This window comes from Streptomyces sp. NPDC001415 (genome assembly GCF_053597395.1).
Genome location: NZ_JBSFIE010000014.1, coordinates 120,189 through 140,530, shown reverse-complemented (window position 1 = coordinate 140,530; position 20,342 = coordinate 120,189). Strand labels below are relative to the sequence as shown.

The 20,342-nt window shown below is 69.2% G+C and carries 18 protein-coding genes and 2 pseudogenes; 8 read left to right on the top strand and 12 right to left on the bottom strand.

The window, feature by feature from the left end; genetic code table 11:
* Positions 1–8: 8 nt before the first annotated feature.
* Complete coding sequence (locus tag ACWC2B_RS20585; RefSeq protein ID WP_450718521.1) at positions 9–1,256, top strand: MFS transporter; 1,248 nt, start codon at positions 9–11, stop codon at positions 1,254–1,256.
* Between the two features lie 22 nt (positions 1,257–1,278).
* Entirely contained in the window at positions 1,279–1,599 is a 321-nt protein-coding gene (locus ACWC2B_RS20580; protein ID WP_450718519.1) for an antibiotic biosynthesis monooxygenase family protein, read from the top strand.
* Between the two features lie 107 nt (positions 1,600–1,706).
* On the opposite strand, the gene ACWC2B_RS20575 is transcribed toward ACWC2B_RS20580, so the two are convergent.
* Positions 1,707–2,441, bottom strand: coding sequence for an SDR family oxidoreductase (locus ACWC2B_RS20575; protein WP_450718517.1), 735 nt, complete (start codon positions 2,439–2,441; stop codon positions 1,707–1,709).
* 5 nt (positions 2,442–2,446) lie between these two features.
* On the bottom strand, positions 2,447–2,704 hold the full coding sequence (locus ACWC2B_RS20570; RefSeq protein WP_450718515.1) for an Atu4866 domain-containing protein: 258 nt from the start codon (positions 2,702–2,704) through the stop codon (positions 2,447–2,449).
* Between the two features lie 141 nt (positions 2,705–2,845).
* Here ACWC2B_RS20570 and ACWC2B_RS20565 point away from each other — a divergent pair.
* A pseudogene (locus tag ACWC2B_RS20565) lies at positions 2,846–3,679 on the top strand (helix-turn-helix transcriptional regulator).
* A gap of 720 nt (positions 3,680–4,399) precedes the next feature.
* Here the strand turns inward: ACWC2B_RS20565 and ACWC2B_RS20560 are convergent.
* Positions 4,400–5,233, bottom strand: a complete 834-nt coding sequence (locus ACWC2B_RS20560; protein WP_450718513.1) for a PIG-L family deacetylase — start codon at positions 5,231–5,233, stop codon at positions 4,400–4,402.
* An 818-nt stretch (positions 5,234–6,051) separates the two neighbouring features.
* On the opposite strand from ACWC2B_RS20560, the gene ACWC2B_RS20555 reads away from it, so the two are divergent.
* Positions 6,052–6,609, top strand: coding sequence for a GNAT family N-acetyltransferase (locus tag ACWC2B_RS20555; protein WP_450718511.1), 558 nt, complete (start codon positions 6,052–6,054; stop codon positions 6,607–6,609).
* 482 nt (positions 6,610–7,091) lie between these two features.
* On the opposite strand, the gene ACWC2B_RS20550 is transcribed toward ACWC2B_RS20555, so the two are convergent.
* A complete protein-coding gene (locus tag ACWC2B_RS20550; RefSeq protein WP_450718509.1) occupies positions 7,092–7,631 on the bottom strand; it encodes a putative immunity protein in 540 nt (179 codons plus the stop codon).
* A 95-nt stretch (positions 7,632–7,726) separates the two neighbouring features.
* Here ACWC2B_RS20550 and ACWC2B_RS20545 point away from each other — a divergent pair.
* A pseudogene (locus ACWC2B_RS20545) lies at positions 7,727–8,090 on the top strand (transposase family protein); the annotation flags it as partial.
* Between the two features lie 73 nt (positions 8,091–8,163).
* On the opposite strand, the gene ACWC2B_RS20540 reads toward ACWC2B_RS20545, so the two are convergent.
* The 4 genes from ACWC2B_RS20540 to ACWC2B_RS20525 form a co-directional block, all read right to left on the bottom strand.
* Positions 8,164–8,598, bottom strand: coding sequence for a VOC family protein (locus ACWC2B_RS20540; RefSeq protein WP_450718507.1), 435 nt, complete (start codon positions 8,596–8,598; stop codon positions 8,164–8,166).
* Between the two features lie 309 nt (positions 8,599–8,907).
* Positions 8,908–9,381, bottom strand: a complete 474-nt coding sequence (locus ACWC2B_RS20535; RefSeq protein ID WP_450718625.1) for a serine hydrolase domain-containing protein — start codon at positions 9,379–9,381, stop codon at positions 8,908–8,910.
* On the bottom strand, positions 9,354–9,593 hold the full coding sequence (locus tag ACWC2B_RS20530; protein WP_450718505.1) for a serine hydrolase: 240 nt from the start codon (positions 9,591–9,593) through the stop codon (positions 9,354–9,356). The genes ACWC2B_RS20535 and ACWC2B_RS20530 overlap by 28 nt, the downstream gene beginning before the upstream one ends.
* Positions 9,566–9,748: a hypothetical protein gene (locus ACWC2B_RS20525; protein WP_450718503.1), complete on the bottom strand. Its 183-nt coding sequence runs from the start codon at positions 9,746–9,748 to the stop codon at positions 9,566–9,568. The genes ACWC2B_RS20530 and ACWC2B_RS20525 overlap by 28 nt, the downstream gene beginning before the upstream one ends.
* 644 nt (positions 9,749–10,392) lie before the next feature.
* Between ACWC2B_RS20525 and ACWC2B_RS20520 the strand changes: the two genes are divergently transcribed.
* Both ACWC2B_RS20520 and ACWC2B_RS20515 read left to right on the top strand, forming a co-directional pair.
* Positions 10,393–10,692, top strand: coding sequence for a hypothetical protein (locus tag ACWC2B_RS20520; protein ID WP_450718501.1), 300 nt, complete (start codon positions 10,393–10,395; stop codon positions 10,690–10,692).
* Between the two features lie 545 nt (positions 10,693–11,237).
* The gene (locus ACWC2B_RS20515; RefSeq protein ID WP_450718499.1) at positions 11,238–11,852 is read left to right on the top strand and encodes a hypothetical protein; all 615 of its coding nucleotides are present in this window, start codon (positions 11,238–11,240) and stop codon (positions 11,850–11,852) included.
* A 1,032-nt stretch (positions 11,853–12,884) separates the two neighbouring features.
* Here ACWC2B_RS20515 and ACWC2B_RS20510 read toward each other — a convergent pair.
* The 4 genes from ACWC2B_RS20510 to ACWC2B_RS20495 all read right to left on the bottom strand — a co-directional run bounded on the left by ACWC2B_RS20510 (position 12,885) and on the right by ACWC2B_RS20495 (position 18,060).
* Positions 12,885–13,676 carry a hypothetical protein gene (locus ACWC2B_RS20510; protein WP_450718497.1) on the bottom strand — a complete coding sequence of 264 codons (792 nt, stop codon included), beginning with the start codon at positions 13,674–13,676 and terminating at the stop codon, positions 12,885–12,887.
* Positions 13,673–14,203 carry a SigE family RNA polymerase sigma factor gene (locus ACWC2B_RS20505; RefSeq protein WP_450718495.1) on the bottom strand — a complete coding sequence of 177 codons (531 nt, stop codon included), beginning with the start codon at positions 14,201–14,203 and terminating at the stop codon, positions 13,673–13,675. The genes ACWC2B_RS20510 and ACWC2B_RS20505 overlap by 4 nt, the downstream gene beginning before the upstream one ends.
* A 131-nt stretch (positions 14,204–14,334) precedes the next feature.
* Positions 14,335–15,222: an expansin EXLX1 family cellulose-binding protein gene (locus ACWC2B_RS20500; protein ID WP_450718493.1), complete on the bottom strand. Its 888-nt coding sequence runs from the start codon at positions 15,220–15,222 to the stop codon at positions 14,335–14,337.
* Between the two features lie 189 nt (positions 15,223–15,411).
* Entirely contained in the window at positions 15,412–18,060 is a 2,649-nt protein-coding gene (locus tag ACWC2B_RS20495; RefSeq protein ID WP_450718491.1) for an RICIN domain-containing protein, read from the bottom strand.
* A 308-nt stretch (positions 18,061–18,368) separates the two neighbouring features.
* On the opposite strand from ACWC2B_RS20495, the gene ACWC2B_RS20490 reads away from it, so the two are divergent.
* Entirely contained in the window at positions 18,369–19,913 is a 1,545-nt protein-coding gene (locus ACWC2B_RS20490; protein WP_450718489.1) for a sigma-70 family RNA polymerase sigma factor, read from the top strand.
* The last annotated feature ends 429 nt before the right edge of the window (positions 19,914–20,342 follow it).

Genomic DNA, 20,342 nt, shown 5'->3' with positions numbered 1-20,342 from the left:
ACCGCCCCATGACCCGCCTCGCCCCCACCACCGTCGAGACCGGGCCACGGGTGTCACGCGCCTTCGTGGTCCGGCTCGGCCTCGCCTACCTCGGCCTGTACAGCGCCGTCCTCTCCGTCGCGCTGGTCACCCTGGCCCTGCGCATCGAGGATGTGGACCCCGAGCACAAGGAAACCAGCCTCGCTGTGGCGGCCGGACTCGGGGCGCTCGTCGCCCTGTTCGCCAACCCCCTCGCGGGGCGTCTGTCGGACCGCACCACCTCCCGCTGGGGACGCCGACGTCCCTGGCTGGTCTGCGGGGTGCTCGGCGGCGCCGTCGGCCTGGCCGTCGTCGTCCTGGTGCCCTCGATCCCGGCGATCACCGCCGGTTGGTGTCTGGCGCAGCTGAGCTTCAACGCCTCCATCGCCGCACTGGCAGCCACGGTGCCCGAGCACGTTCCCCTCGCGCAGCGCGGCACCGTGTCGGGCGTGATGGGCTTCAGTCAACGTCTGGCGGTGCCCGTGGGGATGGGGGCGGCGGCCCTCTTCTCCGCAGGCCCGGCCGGATTCCTCGTGCCCGCCGCCGCGGCGATCGGCTGCGTCTCTCTGTTCGCGCTGCCGCTGAAGGACTCCCCCGCGCCCGCGGAGCTGCGCCCGTTCTCCGCGAAGGAGTTCTTCGGCAGCTTCTGGACCGACCCGCGCAGCCATCCGGACTTCGGCTGGGTCTGGCTGACCCGGTTCCTGACCTACTTCGCCTCCGTGGCTCCCGTCCCGTACCTCGCCTACTACCTCGGCTCCCGCGTCGGCATCGCCGATGGCTCGGTGGCGGTCACCGTCGCTCTGCTGACGACCCTCAACTACACACTCAGCGCCGTGACCGCGGCCCTGTGCGGGTGGCTCTCCGACCGGCTGAACCGGCGCAAGGTCTTCGTCACCGCCGCCGCCGCGTTCCTCGCCGCCGGCCTCGTACTGCTGGCCGTCTCCACCACGCTGCCCCCGGTGTATCTCGCGCAGACCCTGCTGGGCATCGGGTCGGGGTTCTACTTCGCCGTGGACATGGCCCTGGCCACCGAGGTCCTGCCGAGCTCGGACGACGTGGGCAAGGACCTCGGCGTCATCAACAGCGCCGACGTCCTGCCCCAGTCCATCGGCCCCGCCCTGGCCCCCTTGCTGCTGGCCATCGGCTCCGGGGGCAACTACCCCGCCCTCTACCTCTTCACCATGGTGATCGGCCTGCTGGCGGCCGTCACCGTCACCCGCATCAGGACCGTGCGCTGAGCGCGCCCGAAGGGAGATCCAAATGATCTACGAATACGCCTACCTGTACATCACGCCCGGCCGGGAGGAGGAGTTCGAACAGGCGCTGCTCGCCGCCGCACCCATCCTGGAGTCGGCCGAGGGCTGCCACTCCGTCGAACTCCACCGCGACGTCGAGACCGAAGGCGCCTACCTGCTGCGCGTCGGCTGGGCCACGCTGGAGGACCACACCGAGAAGTTCTTCAAGAGCGAGCAGGCCCCCCGATTCGCCGAAGCGATCGACCACTTCTTCGACAGGGAGCCCACGCTGCGCCACTTCGCCGCCGACCCCGTCGGCGCGCCGGGCACCGCGGCCGGTGCGTGAGCGAGACGCGCGGGCGCCGCTCGGCGGGTCGCCCCGGGTACCGAGGAAGACGTCGTGGTCTTCAGTGCCGCGGGGCCGCCATGTGACACGCGTGGCGGCACCGCGGGCTATCGGGCGCCCACCGCGGGACGGACGACTATTTCGTTGACGTCGACCTCTGGAGGCTGGGAAAGGGCGTAGGCAATGGCCTCCGCAATGGCAGAGGCGGGTAGCGCCACGGCCCGGTAGGTCTTCATGACCTCCCTCGCGGCAGAGTCGGAGATGCTGTCGGCCAGTTCGGACTCGGTCACGCCCGGAGAGACGAGGGTGACCCGGATCTTCCCGGGGGACTCCTGGCGCAGCCCCTCGGAGATCGCGCGGACGGCGAATTTGGTGGCGCAGTAGACGGCGGCGGTGGGAGAGACCTCGTAGGCGCCGACGGAGGCGATGTTCACGAAGTGCCCTCCGCCCTGAGCGCGCATCGCGGGCAGGGCGGCGGCGATACCGTGCAGCACCCCCCGCACATTGACGTCGATCATGCGGTCCCACTCGTCGGTCTTCAGCGCTTCCAGCGGCGAGAGAGGCATCACCCCGGCGTTGTTGACCACCACGTCCACTCGGCCGTAGCGCTCGCGAGCCGCGGACACGAAGGCCTGGACATCGTCGGCGTCCGTGACGTCCAGCCGCTGAAACGCCGCTGTGCCCCCTGCGGTGTTGATCTCCTTGGTCAGCGCATCGAGGCGATCGATGCGCCGTGCTCCCAGGAGCAACCGGTGGCCGTCCGCGGCGAGTCGGCGGGCGGTCGCCTCGCCGATCCCGCTGCTCGCTCCGGTGACTGCCACGACCTTGGCTGCGTCTGTCATCTCTGCTATCCCTCTCGGTAGAGCACGAGGTGCTCGTGGTATAGCACTCCGTCGCGAATGTCGCCCGTCGCGTGGAACCCGGTGTCATCGAGGTAGTCGATGTGGCTGCCGGACACGGTGTAGCGACCCGTGTATGCGCTGCGCCGGTTGCCGCGGGCCTCGTCGTATCGCCCGTCCCTTCGCAGCTCCTGGCGGATGTGACCGTCCGCGGTCACCCACATGCCGACCACGTCGGCATGGCTCTCCTCCGTGTTCCCTGTCATGGCGGACTCCCCTCTGCCTTGGGTGCGGATCTGCCCTGCCCGATCGAGTCTTGACGGGCCGAAGGCCGCCGACCAGGACGTGTGTTGCCCGGGTGCACCACACCCAGGCAACGCGCCGCCCCTGCGCCCTAGCCTGAGGACATGACCGACAACCACCTGGGAGAGTTCCTACGCGCACGCAGGGCGGGCCTACGACCGCAGGACGTCGGCATGGCGAGCTACGGCGTGCGCAGGGTCACCGGACTGCGCCGTGAAGAGGTCGCGGTCCTGGCCGGGGTGAACGCGGACTACTACACCCGCCTGGAACAGGGGCGCTAACGACATCCCTCGGCCCATGTACTCGACGCGCTCGGCCGCGCCCTGCGACTGGACCCCGACGCGCACGCGCACCTGCACCGGCTGGCCGGGACAGCGCCGAGCAACCAGTTCACACACACCACGGACCGGGTCAGTCCCGCCCTTCACCAGCTGATGGACGGTTACCCGGGCGCTCCGGCGTTCGTCATCAACCGGACCCTGGACGTCCTGGCGAGCAACGCCCTGGCCGAGGCCCTGCATTCACCTTTCGAGCAAATGGACAACCTGGCCCGCATGACCTTCCTCGACCCGGCAGGCCGACAGTTCTACACCCGATGGGGTCGCACGGCGCAGGCCACCGTGAGCCACCTGCGTCAGGCGGCCGGCCTCGACGCGAACAACCCACGGCTGCGCGAACTCCTCCGCGCCCTGACCGAGCACAGCGCCGACTTCACCAGCCTGTGGAACACCCACGCCGTGCGTGGCAAGACCCAGGACGCCAAGCACTTCCTCCACCCGGACGTCGGGCCCCTGACGCTCACCTACCAAGCCTTCGACGTACGCGACGCTCCGGGCCAGCAACTTGTCATCTACCAGGCTGAACCCGGCAGCCCGAGCGCCCAGGCCCTCACCCTGCTCGGCTCCATCCACGCCACCTCACATCGGCCCATCCGGTAGCCGGAAGAGATGGCCCGGGCCTCCGGCTCGGCGTGCCTGAGGCTGGAGAACGAGGTTTCGAGGCCGTGCCCCATCGGCCTGGACGTGTCGTCACTCCAGCAGCCGCAGACGGGGGTGACCCCACCCCCAGGACGCCGGGGCGCTCCAGAGCACAGGGATGTCGTTCCAGTGCACAGGGATGTGTGCACAGGCGAGTGTGTAGGCATGGCAGACACACCTGGCGGGACCGAGATCGCGGATTTGCCGCACTCCAGGCGCCTCGCCCTGGCCTTCACCGCCATCGCCGTCGTCAATCGGCATGCCAGGCCTGCAAACCACCAACGAGGTCTGCAGGGCCGGCACCGTAGCCGACAGGGCCGAACCAACGCCTAAAGCGGGGCGGCCTGATGGGATTGCCTGATGAGAGCGTATCTGGGTGACCCAGGCCGCGGTCGGGCGCGCGGTGGCACCCGGGACGGGCGCGTCGGGTGGCGTGTCCGATGGCGACGAGGACGTACCGGCGCTGCCCGGCAGGGGGGACGGTCTCGACGAAGTCGACGGCGAAGAGCCGCCCCGCCATGCGCCGCCGCTCCATGGCACCCACAACGTCACCATGCACGGCGAAACCACCCAGGGAGTCCCCCTGGAGGCTTCGCTGCGCACGGCAACGCCCCTGCTGCGCGCGGCACTTGACCGCATCGTGCACGCCCTGCGCCAAAGGCCTCGCCCCCCGGCCTCGGATCAGCGCAGTCCGGCGAAGAGGTCGTTCTCGGGAAGCCCCGCGCCGGTGGCGTCCTGCACACGTACGAAGGTCTCCATGCCCATCAACTCGCCGAACCTCTCCTTGCCCATCTTGAGGAAGAAGATGTTCTCGCCCTGACTGGCGTGCGCGGCCAGCGCGTCGAACTTCTGACCGCTGAATGCGGTGGTGTCCACCCACGTGGTGATCTCATCGTCGGGGAGGCCGATCTTGGCCATCGCGGCGGCCTCGGCAGGATCCGGCTCCGGCATGTCCGGATGGAACTCGCGCATGATCTCGCCGAACCGCTGCATCCCCGAGCGGGGCATCGTCGTCCAGTACACCTTCGGTGTCAGCGCGGTCATCTCCAGCGCCGCCATCGTGATGCGGTGGGCCTGGATGTGATCGGGGTGGCCGTAGAAGCCGTTCTCGTCATAGGTGACGACCACATCGGGTCGGTAGTGCCGCATGAGTTCCGCGAGCCGTGCGGCGCCTTCCTCCACAGGGGTCTGCCAGAAGGATCCAGGGGCGTCATTGCTCGGCCAGCCCGTCATCCCGGAGTCGGCATAGTCCAGCATCTCCAGATCACTGACCTTCAGGACGTCACAGCTCGCCTCTAGTTCTTGACGGCGCATCAAGGCGACGGCCGCCGGATCGTGCCCGGGATCGCCCGGCTTGATACCCCCCGGTCCGTCACCGCAACCGCCGTCGGTACACGTCACGAGAACCGTGCGGATGCCTTCCGCCGCGTACCGCGCAAGGACTCCTCCGGTTCCGGTGGCCTCGTCGTCGGGGTGGGCGTGCACTGCCATGAGCGTCAAGGGCCGGTCAGACATGAAACAGTCCTCCTGCAGAAATACGTCGTGGTCCGAGTGCGCGGCGGGCATACCGCGATCGCGAGGGGCGCGGGCCTGTCGCGGCGGACGACCTTGCGGTCTCCCTTCCCCGCCCGTACGGCACCGGTCCCTCGGTCGTTCCAACGGCGCAGGCCTGACCAACTGTTCCCGACGCCCCGGCAGTCGCAATTGTGCTGACGGGCTGAACGGCTCTCGGTCGTGCTCAAGAACACCGAACACCGAACACCAACCACCGGCCACCGCGCTGCGCCGGAGTTCAAGGTGGACGCAGTCGCGTTGTACCAGTCGAGCCAGGGAGCAACGGCCAAGAGGCTGGGAGCGACGATCAAGTGGTCGCCGCCGATCTCGGGGTCAACACCTCCGAGACGTGCACAACTGGATCCGGGCCGCCGACGGCCGGCGTTCCGGGGTCACACTCTGCAGTCCAGCCGACCGCGCCGGACTCGGCGCAGGCGGCTGCCAGACCGTCCCGAAACACTGCTCACCGCCTGGCGAGCATGTCGAGCCGCCCCCCGACGCACCGGAGTGGCTCCTGTAACTGGCACGGTTTGACTGGCACGCCGAAATCATTCGGCTCTGCCTCCCTGGTGAACGACGCAACGATCCTCAGCCGGTACACGCGCCGTATTAGGGACGCCGTCCTGCACTGCGTGACCGGCGTGTTCGCGATCGCCGGGGAGCAATACATCAACTCCTCTGTTCAGCCTGCGACCGGTTCGAATACGCCCTCACCGGCCGATTCGCACTGCCCTCCACACAGCATGGACAAGGGACGTCGGCCCTTGATCCAATAGGGGATGACTTCATTCTGGAGTGGAAAGCGGATACGCCTACGTGGTATCGAGCCCGACGACTGGACGGCGTTCATGCGCTTGACCGAGGACGAGGAGCGGTTGGGGGACCTGCTGAATCCGCCCCGATCCGCCGAGAGCTTCCGTGGGTGGGCGAAGGAACAGGCCGCCTCCAAACCCGATGGAGACTGCTTCGGGTTGGCAGTCGAAGCCGTGGAAACAGGGGAAGTCGTCGGTGCTGTCGGTTCGCACCACGCCGACCCGCGGATGGGCTGGTTCGAGTACGGCGTCACGATCGGTGCTGAGCACCGCCGCAAAGGCTATGCGGCAGAAGCCGTGGTACTGGTCTTGCGCTTCATGTTCGCCGAGCGGCGCTACCACAAGTGCGAAGCGCGGATCTTCGCCCACAACGAGGCATCACTTGAGCTCCAACGACGGCTCGGATTCGTCGAGGAAGGCCGCCTGCGCGATCACGTATTTCTCGCAGGCCGACACCACGACCTCGTGATGATGGGCATGCTTGCCGACGAGTTCGCCCAATTGCACTCGATCGACGGCCTTTAAGTACTCAAGTAGCAGTGCCACCGACATCGACATCGCAGCCCGCCGACTCAGAGGTCCATACAGGGGAGCTACAGCCGTCCCGGATCGAGCAAGGATCGAGACCTGTTGATCGGCTTGATGGTATGAGCGCACTTCCCGAGGGATCAATGGGGATCGAGTATGGCTAGCGTTTTCAGCGCCAGGCGGGAGGGCACGACCGGCGCTGACGGTAGTCGGTGAGGACGGTTCGACGCGAGGCGGCGTTTCGCTGCTGGACGAGATCGTGCGGAAGAGCGCGCGGCGGATGCTGGCAGCCGCCCCGGCACGCGAGACGGCGCCCTCGACGGAGCCGTCGTTTGCCGCGTCGCGCAACGCGATTTCTCTGGGGCGGCTCGGGTTGAGCAGCCGGGAAGTGTGATGACTGCCCAGGTCAGAGGCGGGCGCGGGTGGATAGTAGGTGCGCGACAAGTGCCGCGGATGGCGGCGGTGGCGGATGGTCTCCGTCAGCGGGACGTGCGCAAGGATGTGTCCAGGATGGTCATGAGTTGTGCAGTACGACTTTTACCAGTCGGTGCGAGAGGGTACCGATTGAGGACATCGATCAAGACCGGTGTGGCGCGTTGTCGAGCCTGTTCGATCAGCTTGAGCCCGACGGCGAAATCACCGCCTGCGTTCAATTCCCCCACGACCGCCGCGATTGCAGCGGCTCGCAAGATGTGACCTACCTGGGTGGCTTTCGCAATCGGATGAAGGTAAGCCGCAGCGGCAGCGTCGCCGGCGGCGCGCGCGGCGAGCCGTTCCGATTCGGTGGCCGCCTCCTTCGCCGCGCGGTGAGCATCCAAGGAGGTGATGCGCTGGAGCTTGGTCCTTCTCGCGCCGTTCACGAACTCCCGTGCGGCGTCGATGGCTGCACGAGGTCGGGGATCGCTGGGGTTGCCGGCCTCGAACACAGGGAGAATTTCCTCAGCGCTCTCCACAACGTAGCGTGCGACAACGCGCAGCTCGTCCATGGTCAGCTCGAAGTCCTCAAATCCGGTCGTCACGGATCCGATTCTCCCACCGACCAACCACCTGAAGCCCCGGTATCCGGCCGATCAGACCGTTCAGAGAGGGACCTCACATTGATACACGGTTCTAACTCATCAGCACCGTCGGCCGACCGCTCACAGGCAACCGCAACGATCGCAAGGCGTGGGAACTTTCCGGTGCGAAGGCCGCCCGTCAGCCGGGCCACGGCCATCGCGGACGGCGGCTCTCGGGGCACCGCCCTGCTCATCCCGCACCGCCGTGAACGCGGCCAGACCGAACTGCCGGCTTAGAAGCAACTGCCGGCTTTGAAGGAGGAGCACAGCACCTCCCACCGCAAGGTCCGGGCTCGCGTCGAGCACGCCTTCGCGCGGGTTAAGGCATGGAAGATCCTTTGTGAATGCCGTCTGAACGACGGCGGCGTTCACACCGCCATACCCGGCATCGCCCGGCTGCACCACCTCGCCCTCACGGGGAAAGTGCCGCCCCATGCGAGGACCAGAGAGGCCCAGGAGGGGCGGTTCCCCACCTCCCCTGCCCGGAGAATGCTCAGTCGATACAGAATTCGTTGCCCTCGATGTCCAGCATTGGAATGCACGACTCGTTTTCCTCATCGGCATACAGCGTTCGCACGTGGGTCGCACCGAGCGCGACCAGTCGTGCGCACTCAGCTTCGAGCGTGGCGAGGCGCTCGTCCCCCACGAGCCCCGTGCCGACCCGGACGTCGAGATGCACCCGATTCTTGACGACCTTGCCTTCGGGGACGCGCTGGAAGTACAAGCGCGGGCCCACGCCCGAGGGGTCACTGCAGGCGAACCATGAACCCTGCTTCTCAGGAGGCAGGGTGCGGTTGAATTCCTCCCAGGTGGCGAACCCCTCCGGCGGCGGCGGTATGACATAGCCCAACACCTCGCACCAGAAACGAGCGAGGCGCTCAGGTTCTGCGCTGTCAAAGGTGACTTGGAACTTCTTGATCTCTGACATCGGCGCACCGTACCGCGTCCCAGAGGGACCCTGCCGCTCATTTTCCCGGACGGATCCGCCCACCACCCGTCGCACTCTGGCCACCTTGGACACCACGTGACCAAACCGGATCGTCCGCGAGCACGGCGCGAGCGTGGCGACGCAGCGCTCCAGTTGTCCCCGGGATCCAGCGCTGACAACCAACCCTCCTATCAAGATCAGTTGCGGGACAGCCCTGGCGACGGATCGAAGTGTGGCCGTCGCAGAGTGCCGTCTGGACGGCGGATGCCATGTCGTCGTTCTGGGCGTCCGTGCCGCCCAGGTAGAGGTTCACCATGGCCGTGGCCTGCCTCCGTCGACCGTGGCGGCGGCTGCGGTCTGGTGGCCGGGGATGTCGCCGTCGTGCCCCCGGGCGAGGCCGCCGCAGGGCAGGGGGTCGCTCTCCAGGCCGAGGCCGTAGGCCCCGCCGTCCGGGTTTCCGGTCGGACGGGTCCTCATCATCTCGTGGGGTTGGGCGGGGACAAGCAGCTTGCCGCGCAGGAGTGCGCCCAGGAAGCGGTTGAAGTCGGCGCCGCTGGAGATCATGGAGCCGCTCGGGCCCGCGACCGTGGGGTCGAGCGCGGTGATGTCCTTGAGCGGCGCGTCCTTGCCCGGCCGGACGTAGCCGCGCGGGTGCGGCTCGCGGATCTCCGAGCCGTCGTCGGGGACGGACATCTGACGCAGGCCGAGCGGTTTGATGACGCGTCGGCGGATCTCGTCGCCGTACGGATGGCCGGTCACCCGCTCGATGAGCATGCCGGCCAGCGGGCAGCCCGTGTTGGAGTAGGACCAGTCGGTGCCGGGCTCGAAGTTCGGGGGGCGGTCGCCACGAACGGCTTGGTCATGCTGCCGATCCGGAATCGGCTGTCCTCGCGCATCGGCGCGTGACTCTTCAAGTCCGCGACGCCGCTGGTCAACACCGCGCCGCCCAGCCGAACTTGGAGCGGGGTCAGCGCACCGGGACCGCCGTCCTGCATGGCGTGGTCAGCCGGTGCAGGAGCCCGAGGTGGTCGGCGGTGGTGTACGCGGGGTTCTGCCGCGCAGAAGGGTCGTCGGACCGCGCGCACGCCGTGCCGCCGGCCACCGCGACAAGTGCCAGTAGGCCGCCCAACGCGCGTTGATATCGGGGCATGTGTGCTTCCCCGGAGGTGAGTGCCGTGATGGTCCGGCGCCGCGCGTCCTACTCGGTCGACGCTTCATCCGCGCGCGGCCAGATGGCAATGGGGCCGGTGTGCAGACCGGCCGTCCAGCAGAAGACACGGCGCGACAAGTTCAGCGCGGAGCGGCTCGCTGTGCTCGGGAGGGGCGGAACGGGGTGACCATGGCTGCGTAGAGCCGTTGGATCCGATGGAGATGCACAACGTCCGGAGGTCCGGTCGCGGCCCCGGGAGGCCCCGGGCTCCCCGGGAGCCCCCGGTGGACAAGGCAGCAGGCCGCACCAGCCGCTTTCCCCGACTGTGTCATTTTTAGGCTAAATGAGCGCACTTTGTGACGTCTTGTGCACTCTCCTCGTTCCTGGGGTGTCTGGTGGATCAGGGTCGGACAGGCCGCGGCGCCCGGTGCGGTGCATCGCAAGCGCCGGAGCGTCTTCATGGGGATCCCCTCTGGCTCTTGAGGGCTTGAGGAAGGAGCTATGGGGATGTTCGGCAACGGGGCGAACTGCTGTGTCGGACGCCGCGACTTGTCCGTGATCCACAGGACACCGCCAAGGGGCGGCGGGCTTCCCGCAGAACGAGCCTGTCACCCCTCGCCGATCCACCGAATGGGAGCATTATCGTGATCAAGCAGGTTCTCGCCGGAGCGGTGTTCGCCGCCGCCGCAACGATGGCCGTCGCCGCACCAGCCTCGGCGCAGGGTGCCTCGGACTTCGGCACCCGCAACGGCAACACCACCATCGCCGGGGAATCGGGCGGCATCCTCAACACCTATGGCGCCCCGCTCGCCAACGTCGACCTCCGCTGCGCGGTGCCGCTGCCCGAGGGTGAGGGCATCGGCGGCCACCTGCTCGGCGGCCCCAAGGCCGCGTGCAACATCGCGCCCGTCGACCAGTACCAGGCCCCGCAGAAGCTCCTCTGACAACGGTCGACAGCTGCGTCTGGCCCACAGCCCCCTGCCACGCAGGGGGCTGTGGGCACACCCGGGGCCTGCGAGCAGGCCCCGTCGCTCCGCATCGCACACCGAACAGATCGTTGTGGACGGCCAGGACTACGACGCAGGATTCGGGGCGTAGGGCTCTGACCGGGAATCCCGACGCGACAAGCCGAATGGACAGCAGGTCGCGCAGCCCACAAGGTTCGCGATGGGCTGGGCAGGCGATGCAGGGTGGCCGTGGAGAACGTTCGCTTCAGGGTGCGGCTCTACGTGAGTGGCCGTGAGCAGGCTGCCTGATCCTGATCACGGCCACTCAAGCAAGAGCCGCACCCTTCGCGTTCATGGCAGCGTCCGCGGCCCCCAGAAGCCGCCGACGGGCAGCGGGTGCGTCGGCCCCACGACAGGTTGGTCTGAATGAGCGCACTTTGTGACGTGTTGTGCACCTTCCTCGTTCCAGGGGTGACAGGTTCCCCACTCCTCCAGGGCAAGCCCGTCACCCCTTACTGACCCACCGAATTGGGAGCACCACCGTGATCAAGCAGGTTCTCGCCGGAGCGGCTTTCGCCACCGCCGCAACGATGGCAGTCGCCGCGCCCGCCTCCGCAACCACGGCGCCCCCGGCCCCCAAGACCCCGGCCAACAAGCTCCAGACCGTCCTCTCCACCCCTCTCACGCACGGCTCCACCACGAGCGGTACCGGCTGCGGCTGCCTCAGCGGCGCGGTGAGCGGCCTCACCGGCAGCAACGCCACCGGAAACCTGGCCGGCGCCGGCAACGTCGCTGGAAGCCTCACCAGCACCGTCAGCAGCACCACCGGCAACCTCACCGGTACCGGCGCCACCGTGCCCGGCACTGGTACTGGTACTGGTACTGGTACTGGCGCCGGTATCGGGACCGCCGCGAGCGGCAACGGTGCCACGGACTTCTCAACCCGCAACGGCGACACCGTCATCACGGGCGCCGACGGAGACGGAGCGGGCGGCATCCTCAACACCTACGGCGCCTCGCTCATCAACGTCGACGGCCGCTGCCTGGTACCGCTGCCCGAAGGCGAGGGCATCGGCGGACACGCCCTCGGCGGCCCCAAGGCCGCCTGCAACATCGCGCCCGTCGACCAGTACCAGGCCCCCCAGAAGCTCCTCTGATACAACACCCCGCATACGGGTCTCCCTCCACAGAACCCGCCACGGCCGCCGGAATGAACACCAGCCCACCAGGCCCGTCATGGTCTGAGCCGGGGAAGCTGGGTAGCCGGGGCGCGGAGATGCGCCGCACCCGACGTAGATGCACCGGGGTCCCGAGGCCTGACCAGCCCCGGGACCCCGGCATTTTTTCGCCCGCTGGGCGGCCGCAGGAGCGTCCAGCAGGTCGGCGAACTTCCGCGCCGCACACCATCAGCGCGCCCCAGCTTGCCCATCCGACCCGCCACTCAACAACACCGCCGTTGGAAAGGTGTTCGCGTGATGTGAGCACCTCGTACACGGGCAAGTTGTCGGCTGTCGTCAGGGACCCAACCTCCCACTTGCCGCGGGTCTTGCGGTAGAGCACCAGCGAGGCGATTCCGCAGACGACGATGTCGAACACCGCGTCGCCGTAGTTGTCCTGGGTGATGCACACGCTCGCGATCACCACACCGATGACGATCGGCAGGCTGGTGCCCATAGTGTTCGTCATGGTTGAACTCCTTCTGCCCTCAGGCGGTGGAGCAGTGGTCGGGGAGCCCTCGGTGAAGAAGCCGGACGGGCTCCCGGGACCGGGGGCGACACGATCAGGTGCGCTGCCGCCCAGTGGCTATGAGCAGTCCGTCACCATGGCTTCACGGAAGCTGACAGGTCCGCGAACAGATCCGGTCCGCTTCGGGCGTCGCCGCCGCACCCTGCGGGCCCAGCTCGACGCGATCCGCGGAGTGCGAAGAGCACGCGGCCGGCCTCCTCGGCAGCGGGGAGGCCAGGTTCGCCGGAGGCGAGTCCGGTTCGCAGGAACGCGTCACGGACTCCGGCACCCTCACGGACGAGAACCGGCGCGCGAAGGTAGAGGAGATCCTCCGCGCGGTGCGCCCCGACCGCGCCTGACCGGGCAGCGAGACCGCGGCCGGGTCGGCCACCGCTCCCCCACGGCCGCCGTCTGCCCGCCGCCGGACGACCCCGTCCAGGAGCACGGGGTACGCGCCAACAGCCTCACTGCGCTCGGACAAACCCTCCCCAGACCCCCGCCGCACTGCCCGAACTCTGCGCATCGATGCGGTAGTTGTCGTCCGCGGCACTGCGCGGGCCGGTGGCGTGGTTGTACTGCGCGGCGAATTCGTGCTGCCCGGTCGGCACGGTGCGGCCAGGCTTGAGGACCCAGCGGTAGACCAGCGCCCCGCCGGCCTCCTGAACGGTGACGGTGAAGTCGTCGCTGGGCAGGGTTCGCCAGGTTCCGGTGTTCCGTACGCCGCCCGTCTGCGCGATACGGACTTCCACGGTAAGGGCGGTGAGCGGTTGGGCGGTCCTGAGGGTGACGTCGCTCTGGGCCCAGTAGACGGTGCTGTGCGGGTCGACGGAGCCGGCCGACCACAGCGGCCCGCTCTGGACCCGGCTGCTCGCCGACGGGGTCGGGCGTGAGGCGCTCGGGGAGGGGGTGGCGGGGGCCGGGCCGGCGGGGGGAGTCGATGCCCTCGGGGGCGAACTGGCTGTGGGGGGTGTCGACGGGGAGGCTCCCGTGGGGGAAGGCTCGGACGGTGCGGTGGGGGCGTCCGACGGGGGCCGGCTCCCGACGATGCCGGCGACGGCGAAACCGCCGGTCGCCAGAATCCCGGCCGCGGCGAGTCCTGCGAGCACTGCCTTGGGCCAGTACCTCACGACGCGCAGCGGGCGGCGATGGGCCGTGGCGCGGGACGAGCCGCGTTCGACGCGGGCGAGCATCCTCGCCCGGTCTGGCTGGTGGGCCTCGGCGGCGTCACGCAGCCGTCGGCCGATGTCCTCGTTCACCGATTCCTCCTCCCTGCCACCGATGTGCCGACCGCTGACACGTCGAGTACGCGTTCCAGCTCGGCCATTCCCTTCGAGGTCTGGCTCTTCACCGTACCGACCGATATGCCCAGGACCAGCGCGGTGTCCTTCTCCGACAGGTCGAAAGCGTGGCGCAGCACCACGCACACCCGCTTGCGGAACGGCAGCCGGGCGAGCGCCGCGCGGACGTCCAGTACGGCCGCCACGTCCGGGCCGTCCACCTTCTCGGGATGGCGGGACCAGAAGAGCGCGATCCGGCGCCGCTCGCGCACCGTGCTGCGGATCCGTTCCCGAGCCATGTTGGCGACCACCCCACGGGCGTAGGCGAGCGGGTGGTCGGCCGCGCGGAGCCGGTCCCAGCGTTGCCACAGGGCGACCAGCGCGTCCGCGGCGAGGTCGTCGGCCGCGTCCGTCTCGCCGGTCAAGAGGTGGGCGAGCCGGGCGAGTTCGGCGTAGTGGCGTTCGAAGAAGTCGTGGAACTCCGCAGAAGTGTCATCGAGGAGCATCTCCCTCGGTCGCCCTCTCCCTGCGATGTGAACGTTTTCAGCCGACGTGAGCGTAGCGGCCTCATCGGCCGGGCCCGGATGGTGGTCGCCCCTTGAACGGGCCTGCGACGGCCAGCGGGCGGGCGGCGCGGTCAATGCCGCGCGAACTGGACGTCTGCCGGCTGTGCGACGTCGGGCCGCACCGCCACCCCGTCGATCGTCAGTTGTTCCCCGTAGATGTCGGTGACTCTGATCGCCCCACCGCACCCGCTTCCGTCGGGGGAGAGAAAGTAGTTGTAGTCGGTGCGGGAGAGCCGCCGCCAGCCGTTCGTGGTCCGGACCTCCAGCGTCGCCACCGGGTTGCGGTGGCCGATCACCTGGATCCCGCACCACCACTTGGTCGACCCCGCCTTGTACCGGATGGAGATCGTGCCCGGCGTGCCGGGGCTGACCAGGTTCCAGGTGATCGGCAGGCGGCCCCGCGAGAGGTCGGCGAGCTTGGCGAAGGCCTCGTGGCTGAGGTCGAGCTGCCCGGGTGCGCAGGGCAGCGGGCACTCGTTGACGATCCGCACCGTGATGCTGGCCCCGTTCGCGGCGCGGACGAGCACGTACGCCCCGCATGCCTTGGCCGACTCGTAGTCGGTGTGGTTCATGGCCGCGATCATGACGTCGCCGGAGGGGCCGTAGAGGCAGGCGCCCGCGCCGTCGCCCGCGTCGTAGGAGGTCGCGACGCCCTGATAGGTCACCGAGGGTTTGATCCGTCCTGCCCGGGACGCCGGGGTGGCGGTCGTGTGTGTGCCGCTGCCGGCCGAGCGAGAGGCAGGCGCGGTGGGAGACGCGGGCGGTGGGCTCGTCGGTTGTGGCCGCGCCGCCGAGGGCATGGCATCGATCCGGGTGTCGGCGGTGGCGGGCGCATTCGTGCGGGAGGCCACGGTGGACGCGGCGGTGGGCGGCCCGCTGTCGGCACCGCCCCCGGGGAGGAGCGCGACGGCCAGGCATGCCAGCAGGCTGACCGCCACGAGGGCGAAGGGTATGCCCATGACCAGTCCGCGCCTGTGCCACGGTCGCGGGACGGCGTGCGTCGTTGCCCTCATGCCCATCCATTCGGTAGATCAAGTCGACGTTGCACTGCTTGGTGGCCGCAGAAGACGAAAAGGTTTCCGCTCCGGCGCCGATTTTTTTCGGCACCGGGCCGGCTTGCTCCGAAGCCGGCCCGGCCGCCGGGTTGGTCAGGACAGGTCGCCGTACACCACGCCACGGCCGTAGCCGCCCAGGTAGACGCGCCCGTACACGTCGGGGTCGCCGCTGATGACGTTGATGGCGTTGCCACCGAACTGGTGCTGGTCGTCGTTGATCCGGACCCAGGCCGAGCCGCCGTCGGTGGAACGGAACAGCCCGGCGACGCCCTTCACCTTCCCGCTGAGGTAGAGCGCCTGGTACCCGGCACCGGGGGCCGGCTTGCCGAAGCCGACGGCGGTCGCCTGCTCCACGCCGGCGAGCTTGCTGAAGCTCTTCCCCCCGTTGGTGGAGTGCTGGAGTCCGTTGTTCCCGCCGGCGATCCACAGGTCACCGGCGATGCCCGGAACCGCCTTGAGCTGCCCGCCGCCCAGGCCGGTGACCCGGGCCGTGAAGTGCTTCCCGCCGTCGGTGCTGGCATACAGGGTGCCGCCGCTGAAGGCGTAGAAGGTGTTCGCCGCCGAGCGGTCGGCCACCACGGTCGCGTCCTTGGGCAGACCGGAGGCCGCCGTCCAGGTCGAGCCATGGTCGGTCGAGAAGAAGGGAGCCTGCCCCGCGGGCGTCCACACCACGCAGGCGCCGTCCGCCGAGACGGCCGCGGAACCGCCTCCCGCGCCCGGTACCGGCGCCGCGGCGAACGCTGCCCAGTTCGCTCCGCCGTCCGTCGAATAGGCGCCGTGCTGCGCGCCGCCGAGACCGACCCGCACCATGTACCGCGGCTTCGACTGGGCGAAGTCGATACCGGTGGTATTGGTGAACTGCGGTCCGGACAGCGCCTTGGCGGGCACCTTGGTGAGGTCGTCGTGCCGGAAGCCGCCGACATCGCCGAGCGCACTGATCAGGGGAAGGCCGGGGGGCTTGACCAGGCCGAGCGTCGCGGTCTCCTCCAGGCCCTTGCCCGGGACGGTCCAGTGCGTCGCACGCCCGTGGTCCGCCGCCGTCACGTCATTGCTGCCCCACATCCCCGATCCGGTGCCGTACAGCACGTGCCCGGAATCGAAGGGGTCGATGGCCAAGGCACCCATCCAGTGGCCGATGCCGGTGCCCACATAGGGCGCCGCGGAGTTGTCCCGCACCGAGGTCGCGCCGAGCGCCTTCCAGGAGGCGCCGCCGTCGGCCGACCGGTAGATCTCGTCCGAGGGCCACCACCGGTCCAGCGTGGTGACCATGACCGTGGACGGGTGCTTCGGATCGACCGCCAGGCCGGCGAAGCCGTAACCGCCGCTGGACGGCGAGATGTTCTTCCAGCTCCCGGTGGACGGCGTGTACTTCCACACCGAGCCGGCCGTCACTCCGTTGGGGCCCGGCGCATTGGTGTACGTCAGGTACAGCTGGCCGTCGCCGGACAGCACACCGTGCTGCGGCAGTTGGCCCTTCGGCTGGCCGGGCACGGCCTGCCAGGTGCTGCCGCCGTCGGTGGAGCGGTACAGCGAGGTGGTCTTGTCGGCCACTCCGACGTAGATCGTCCGGCTGCCGGACGGGCCGAAAGTCACGAAGGAGAGGCCGACTCCGCTGCTCGCACCGTCCTTCACGGGGAAGCCGGCGACCTGCTTCCACGTCACGCCGTAGTCGGTGCTGCGCCAGAGCCCGTTCTTGCGGGTGCCCAGGTAGAGCTTGCTGTGGTCGGAGGGGTCCACCACGAGCCGCTCGCCCATGGACCGGCCGTCCTCGTTCCCGCCCAGTTTGAACGGCAGATCGGTGCGCTGGAACGTCTTCCCCTGGTCGGTGGACCGGAGGATCGCGCCATTGCCCGCCCAGTCGTTGGTGTAGGTGCCGCTCGCCAGGTACACCCGGTTCGGGTCGACGGGGTCGGTCGCCACGCTCTCGGTCCCCAGCAGGTTCCAGTCGGTTCCACCGATCCAGTCGGTCATGGAGGTCCACTGGGCGGCGGTCGCGTCCCAGCGGTACGCGCCCCCGATGTCGGTCCGCGCGTACAGCAGGTCCTTGCGGCTGGGGTTGAAGACCAGTCCGGTGACGAATCCGCCACCGACGATCTGCGCGTTGTGCCAGGTGTACGCGCCTGGGCCGGACGCCTTCACCAGTCTCCACTGCTGGTTGGTGCTGCCCCGGTCGGCGTACTGGACGAGCGGTGCCCCTTCGCCGTCGGAGCCACCCCAAATGTCCAGCACCATGCCGCTGCTGCGGGAGACGAACTTCACGGCGGAGTCCCCGACGTGGGCCATCTTCCATTGCTGGGCGGCGGAACGGCGGTCGGTCTGCTGCTCGACGGCGGCGGCGGAGTCCTTGGAAGTGCCCCGCACTCCGAGGACCTTGTGGCTGTTGCGGTTCTCAAGCTCGTAGTAGTCGTCCCCTGCCGGGATCAGCCGCCACTGCTGGCTCGCGGCGCCCGTCACGCGACCCGCCTGCCGTATCCACGCGCCGTCCGCCGTGTCCGCCCCCGGCACGGCCAGCAGCTTGTCACTGCGGACGGACACCAACTCGTAGTACGCGTCGGGATCCACCGTGGCGGCCTCCGAGTCGGCCTGCACGAACAGCAGATACGGGCCGAGGACACCCGTTGCCCCCAATACCAGGCCCAACACCGTCCGGCGCCGGCGGTGGCGCCCCCGAGAACGCCGCGGGTCACCAGCCGGTCCGGCGTGTCGGCCGCTGCCGTCCACCGGGGAATCCTTCTCGTTCATGGGGGCCACTCCTTGCTTCGGCGTGCTCACCGCAACGCGCTCGGATCAGCGGTGCACGGCGGCATGCGGCGGTCGGATCGGGCGGCTCGTGGGCGTGAGCGCGCATGCCCTTGCCCTACGGGTCGCCCGTCAGTTGCCACTGAGCCGGCAAAGGTTGCCCGTTCACTCAAAAAAGTCTGCCGAGTGTGCGGCTCGACGCTGATCCTCCGTCAGGGCAGCCCCACCTGATGCGGTCTCGGCGTCGGTCCAACCGTTCCGGCTATGGTGTGGCGCTGTACTCGGCGGACCGCTCTCCTGGGGAGGTGGGAATGGGGCTCATGGATGCGGACCACGCGGGGCTGGTTGTCGCGGCGCAGGCCGGTGACGCCCGGGCGCGCGAGGAACTGATCGCCGCGTACCTGCCGTTGCTCTACAACATCGTCGGGCGAGCGCTGAGCGGGCACGCCGACGTCGACGACGTCGTCCAGGAAACCCTGCTGCGCGCGGTGCGCGACCTGCCTGCCCTGCGTGCCCCGGAGAGCTTCCGGTCCTGGCTGGTGTCGATCACGCTCCGCCAGATCAATACGCACTGGCACCGGCAACGCACCTTCGCCGACCGGACCGCGCTCATCGACGAGGCAAGCGAGATACCGGACGCCGGCGCCGAACCCGAGAACCTGACGATCCTGCGTCTGCACATGTCGGACGAGCGCCGTCAGGTCGTCGAAGCCACTCAGTGGCTCGACCCGGACCATCGGGTACTGCTGTCGTTGTGGTGGCAGGAACGCGCCGGTCTGCTGAGCCGTGACGACGTCGCCGCCGCGACGGGGCTCACGGTCGCCCACGTCGGAGTACGCCTGCAACGCATGCGCGAGCAGTTGGAACTGACCCGGACGATCGTCGCCGCGCTGGAGACCGACCCGCGCTGCCCGCGGTTGGACGAGACCGTCGTCGGCTGGGACGGTCGGCGCACCTCGGTCTGGCGCAAGCGGATCGCGCGACACACCCGCGCATGCCCGGTCTGCACGGCGACGACGAAACGGGTTCCGGCCGAACTCCTCCTCTTCAGCCTCGCGCCGCTGGCCGTCCCGGCCGGACTCATCGCCGCTTTGGCCGCCAAGGGCCTGCTGTCGGGTACGGCCGCGAGCGCCGCCGGGCTGGCCACGGCACACGCCGCCGCCGGCACAGCGGCGGGGGGAAGCGCTCTGCACGGCTCTCTGATCGGCAAAATCCACGCGGTGACCGCTCAGCAGCTGGTGGGCCTCGCCACCGGCGCGGTGCTCATCGCCGGGACCGCCACCTACGCGGCCTGGCCCGAACCGGCGCATCGGGAGCCCGGCGTCACCGCCGCTCCCACGGTCGGCCATCCCACGCCGATCCCGTCGCGCACCACGTCGGCCGAACCGCCCCCGGTGAGTCCGCCGCCCGCCGCAGGCACTGTTCCGCTGGGCGCACAGTCACTGGAGTCCGTTGACGCCCCCGCCCTGTACCTCACGTATGCCGGCGACTTCGCGACGCTCGGCTCAGTCTCCGCGTCCAGCGGCCAGCAGACGCGGCAGCGGGTCACCTTCACGGTCGTCGGAGGGCTGGCCGACACACGGTGTGTCACCTTCCGCGCCGCCGACGGCCGCTATCTGCGCCATCGTGACCTGCGGCTACGGCTCAGCACGAACGACGGCAGCGAACTGTTCCGCGAAGACGCCACCTTCTGTCCGCGCCCCGGGGCGGCCGCGGGGTCGGTAACCCTGCACGCGCACAACTATCCCGGGTCGGTCCTGCGCCACCGCGACGGTGGCATCTGGCTCGACGGCTCCGACGGCACTCGGGCCTTCGCCGGCCAGGCTTCCTTCTTCGTGCGCAGGGCCTGGGTTTGAGAACCGCCGCTTGAGCGTGGGAAACCGAGCCTCGTAGGGCCAGGCACTCCGGGAATCGCCCGCCCGGCCCGGCGGAACACCGACTGGTAGGCGATACGACTCCACACACCTTCACCACGGATCAGGGCGGCGCTCCCTTTCCGCGGGGACGACCAGGCCGCGGGGTTCGGCATAACGCTTTTTGCCTGCGAGATGCATCACCGACCAATCGTCCGGACGGCGCGACATTTCTGTTACGAGAGCGCGAGTTCGGAGGCCTCCACTCTGTGGGGTGCCCTTCCCGCCGCTCACCATGACGTGCCGGCGCGGCAGGGTCCCCGACTTCCCCGATCGACGTACTCACTGAAGAAAGCCCCTCCAATGAGCCGACACACCCACCAACTCCGGGCCACCGGTACGCAGGAACGGCGCCACGTCCTGCACCGCACC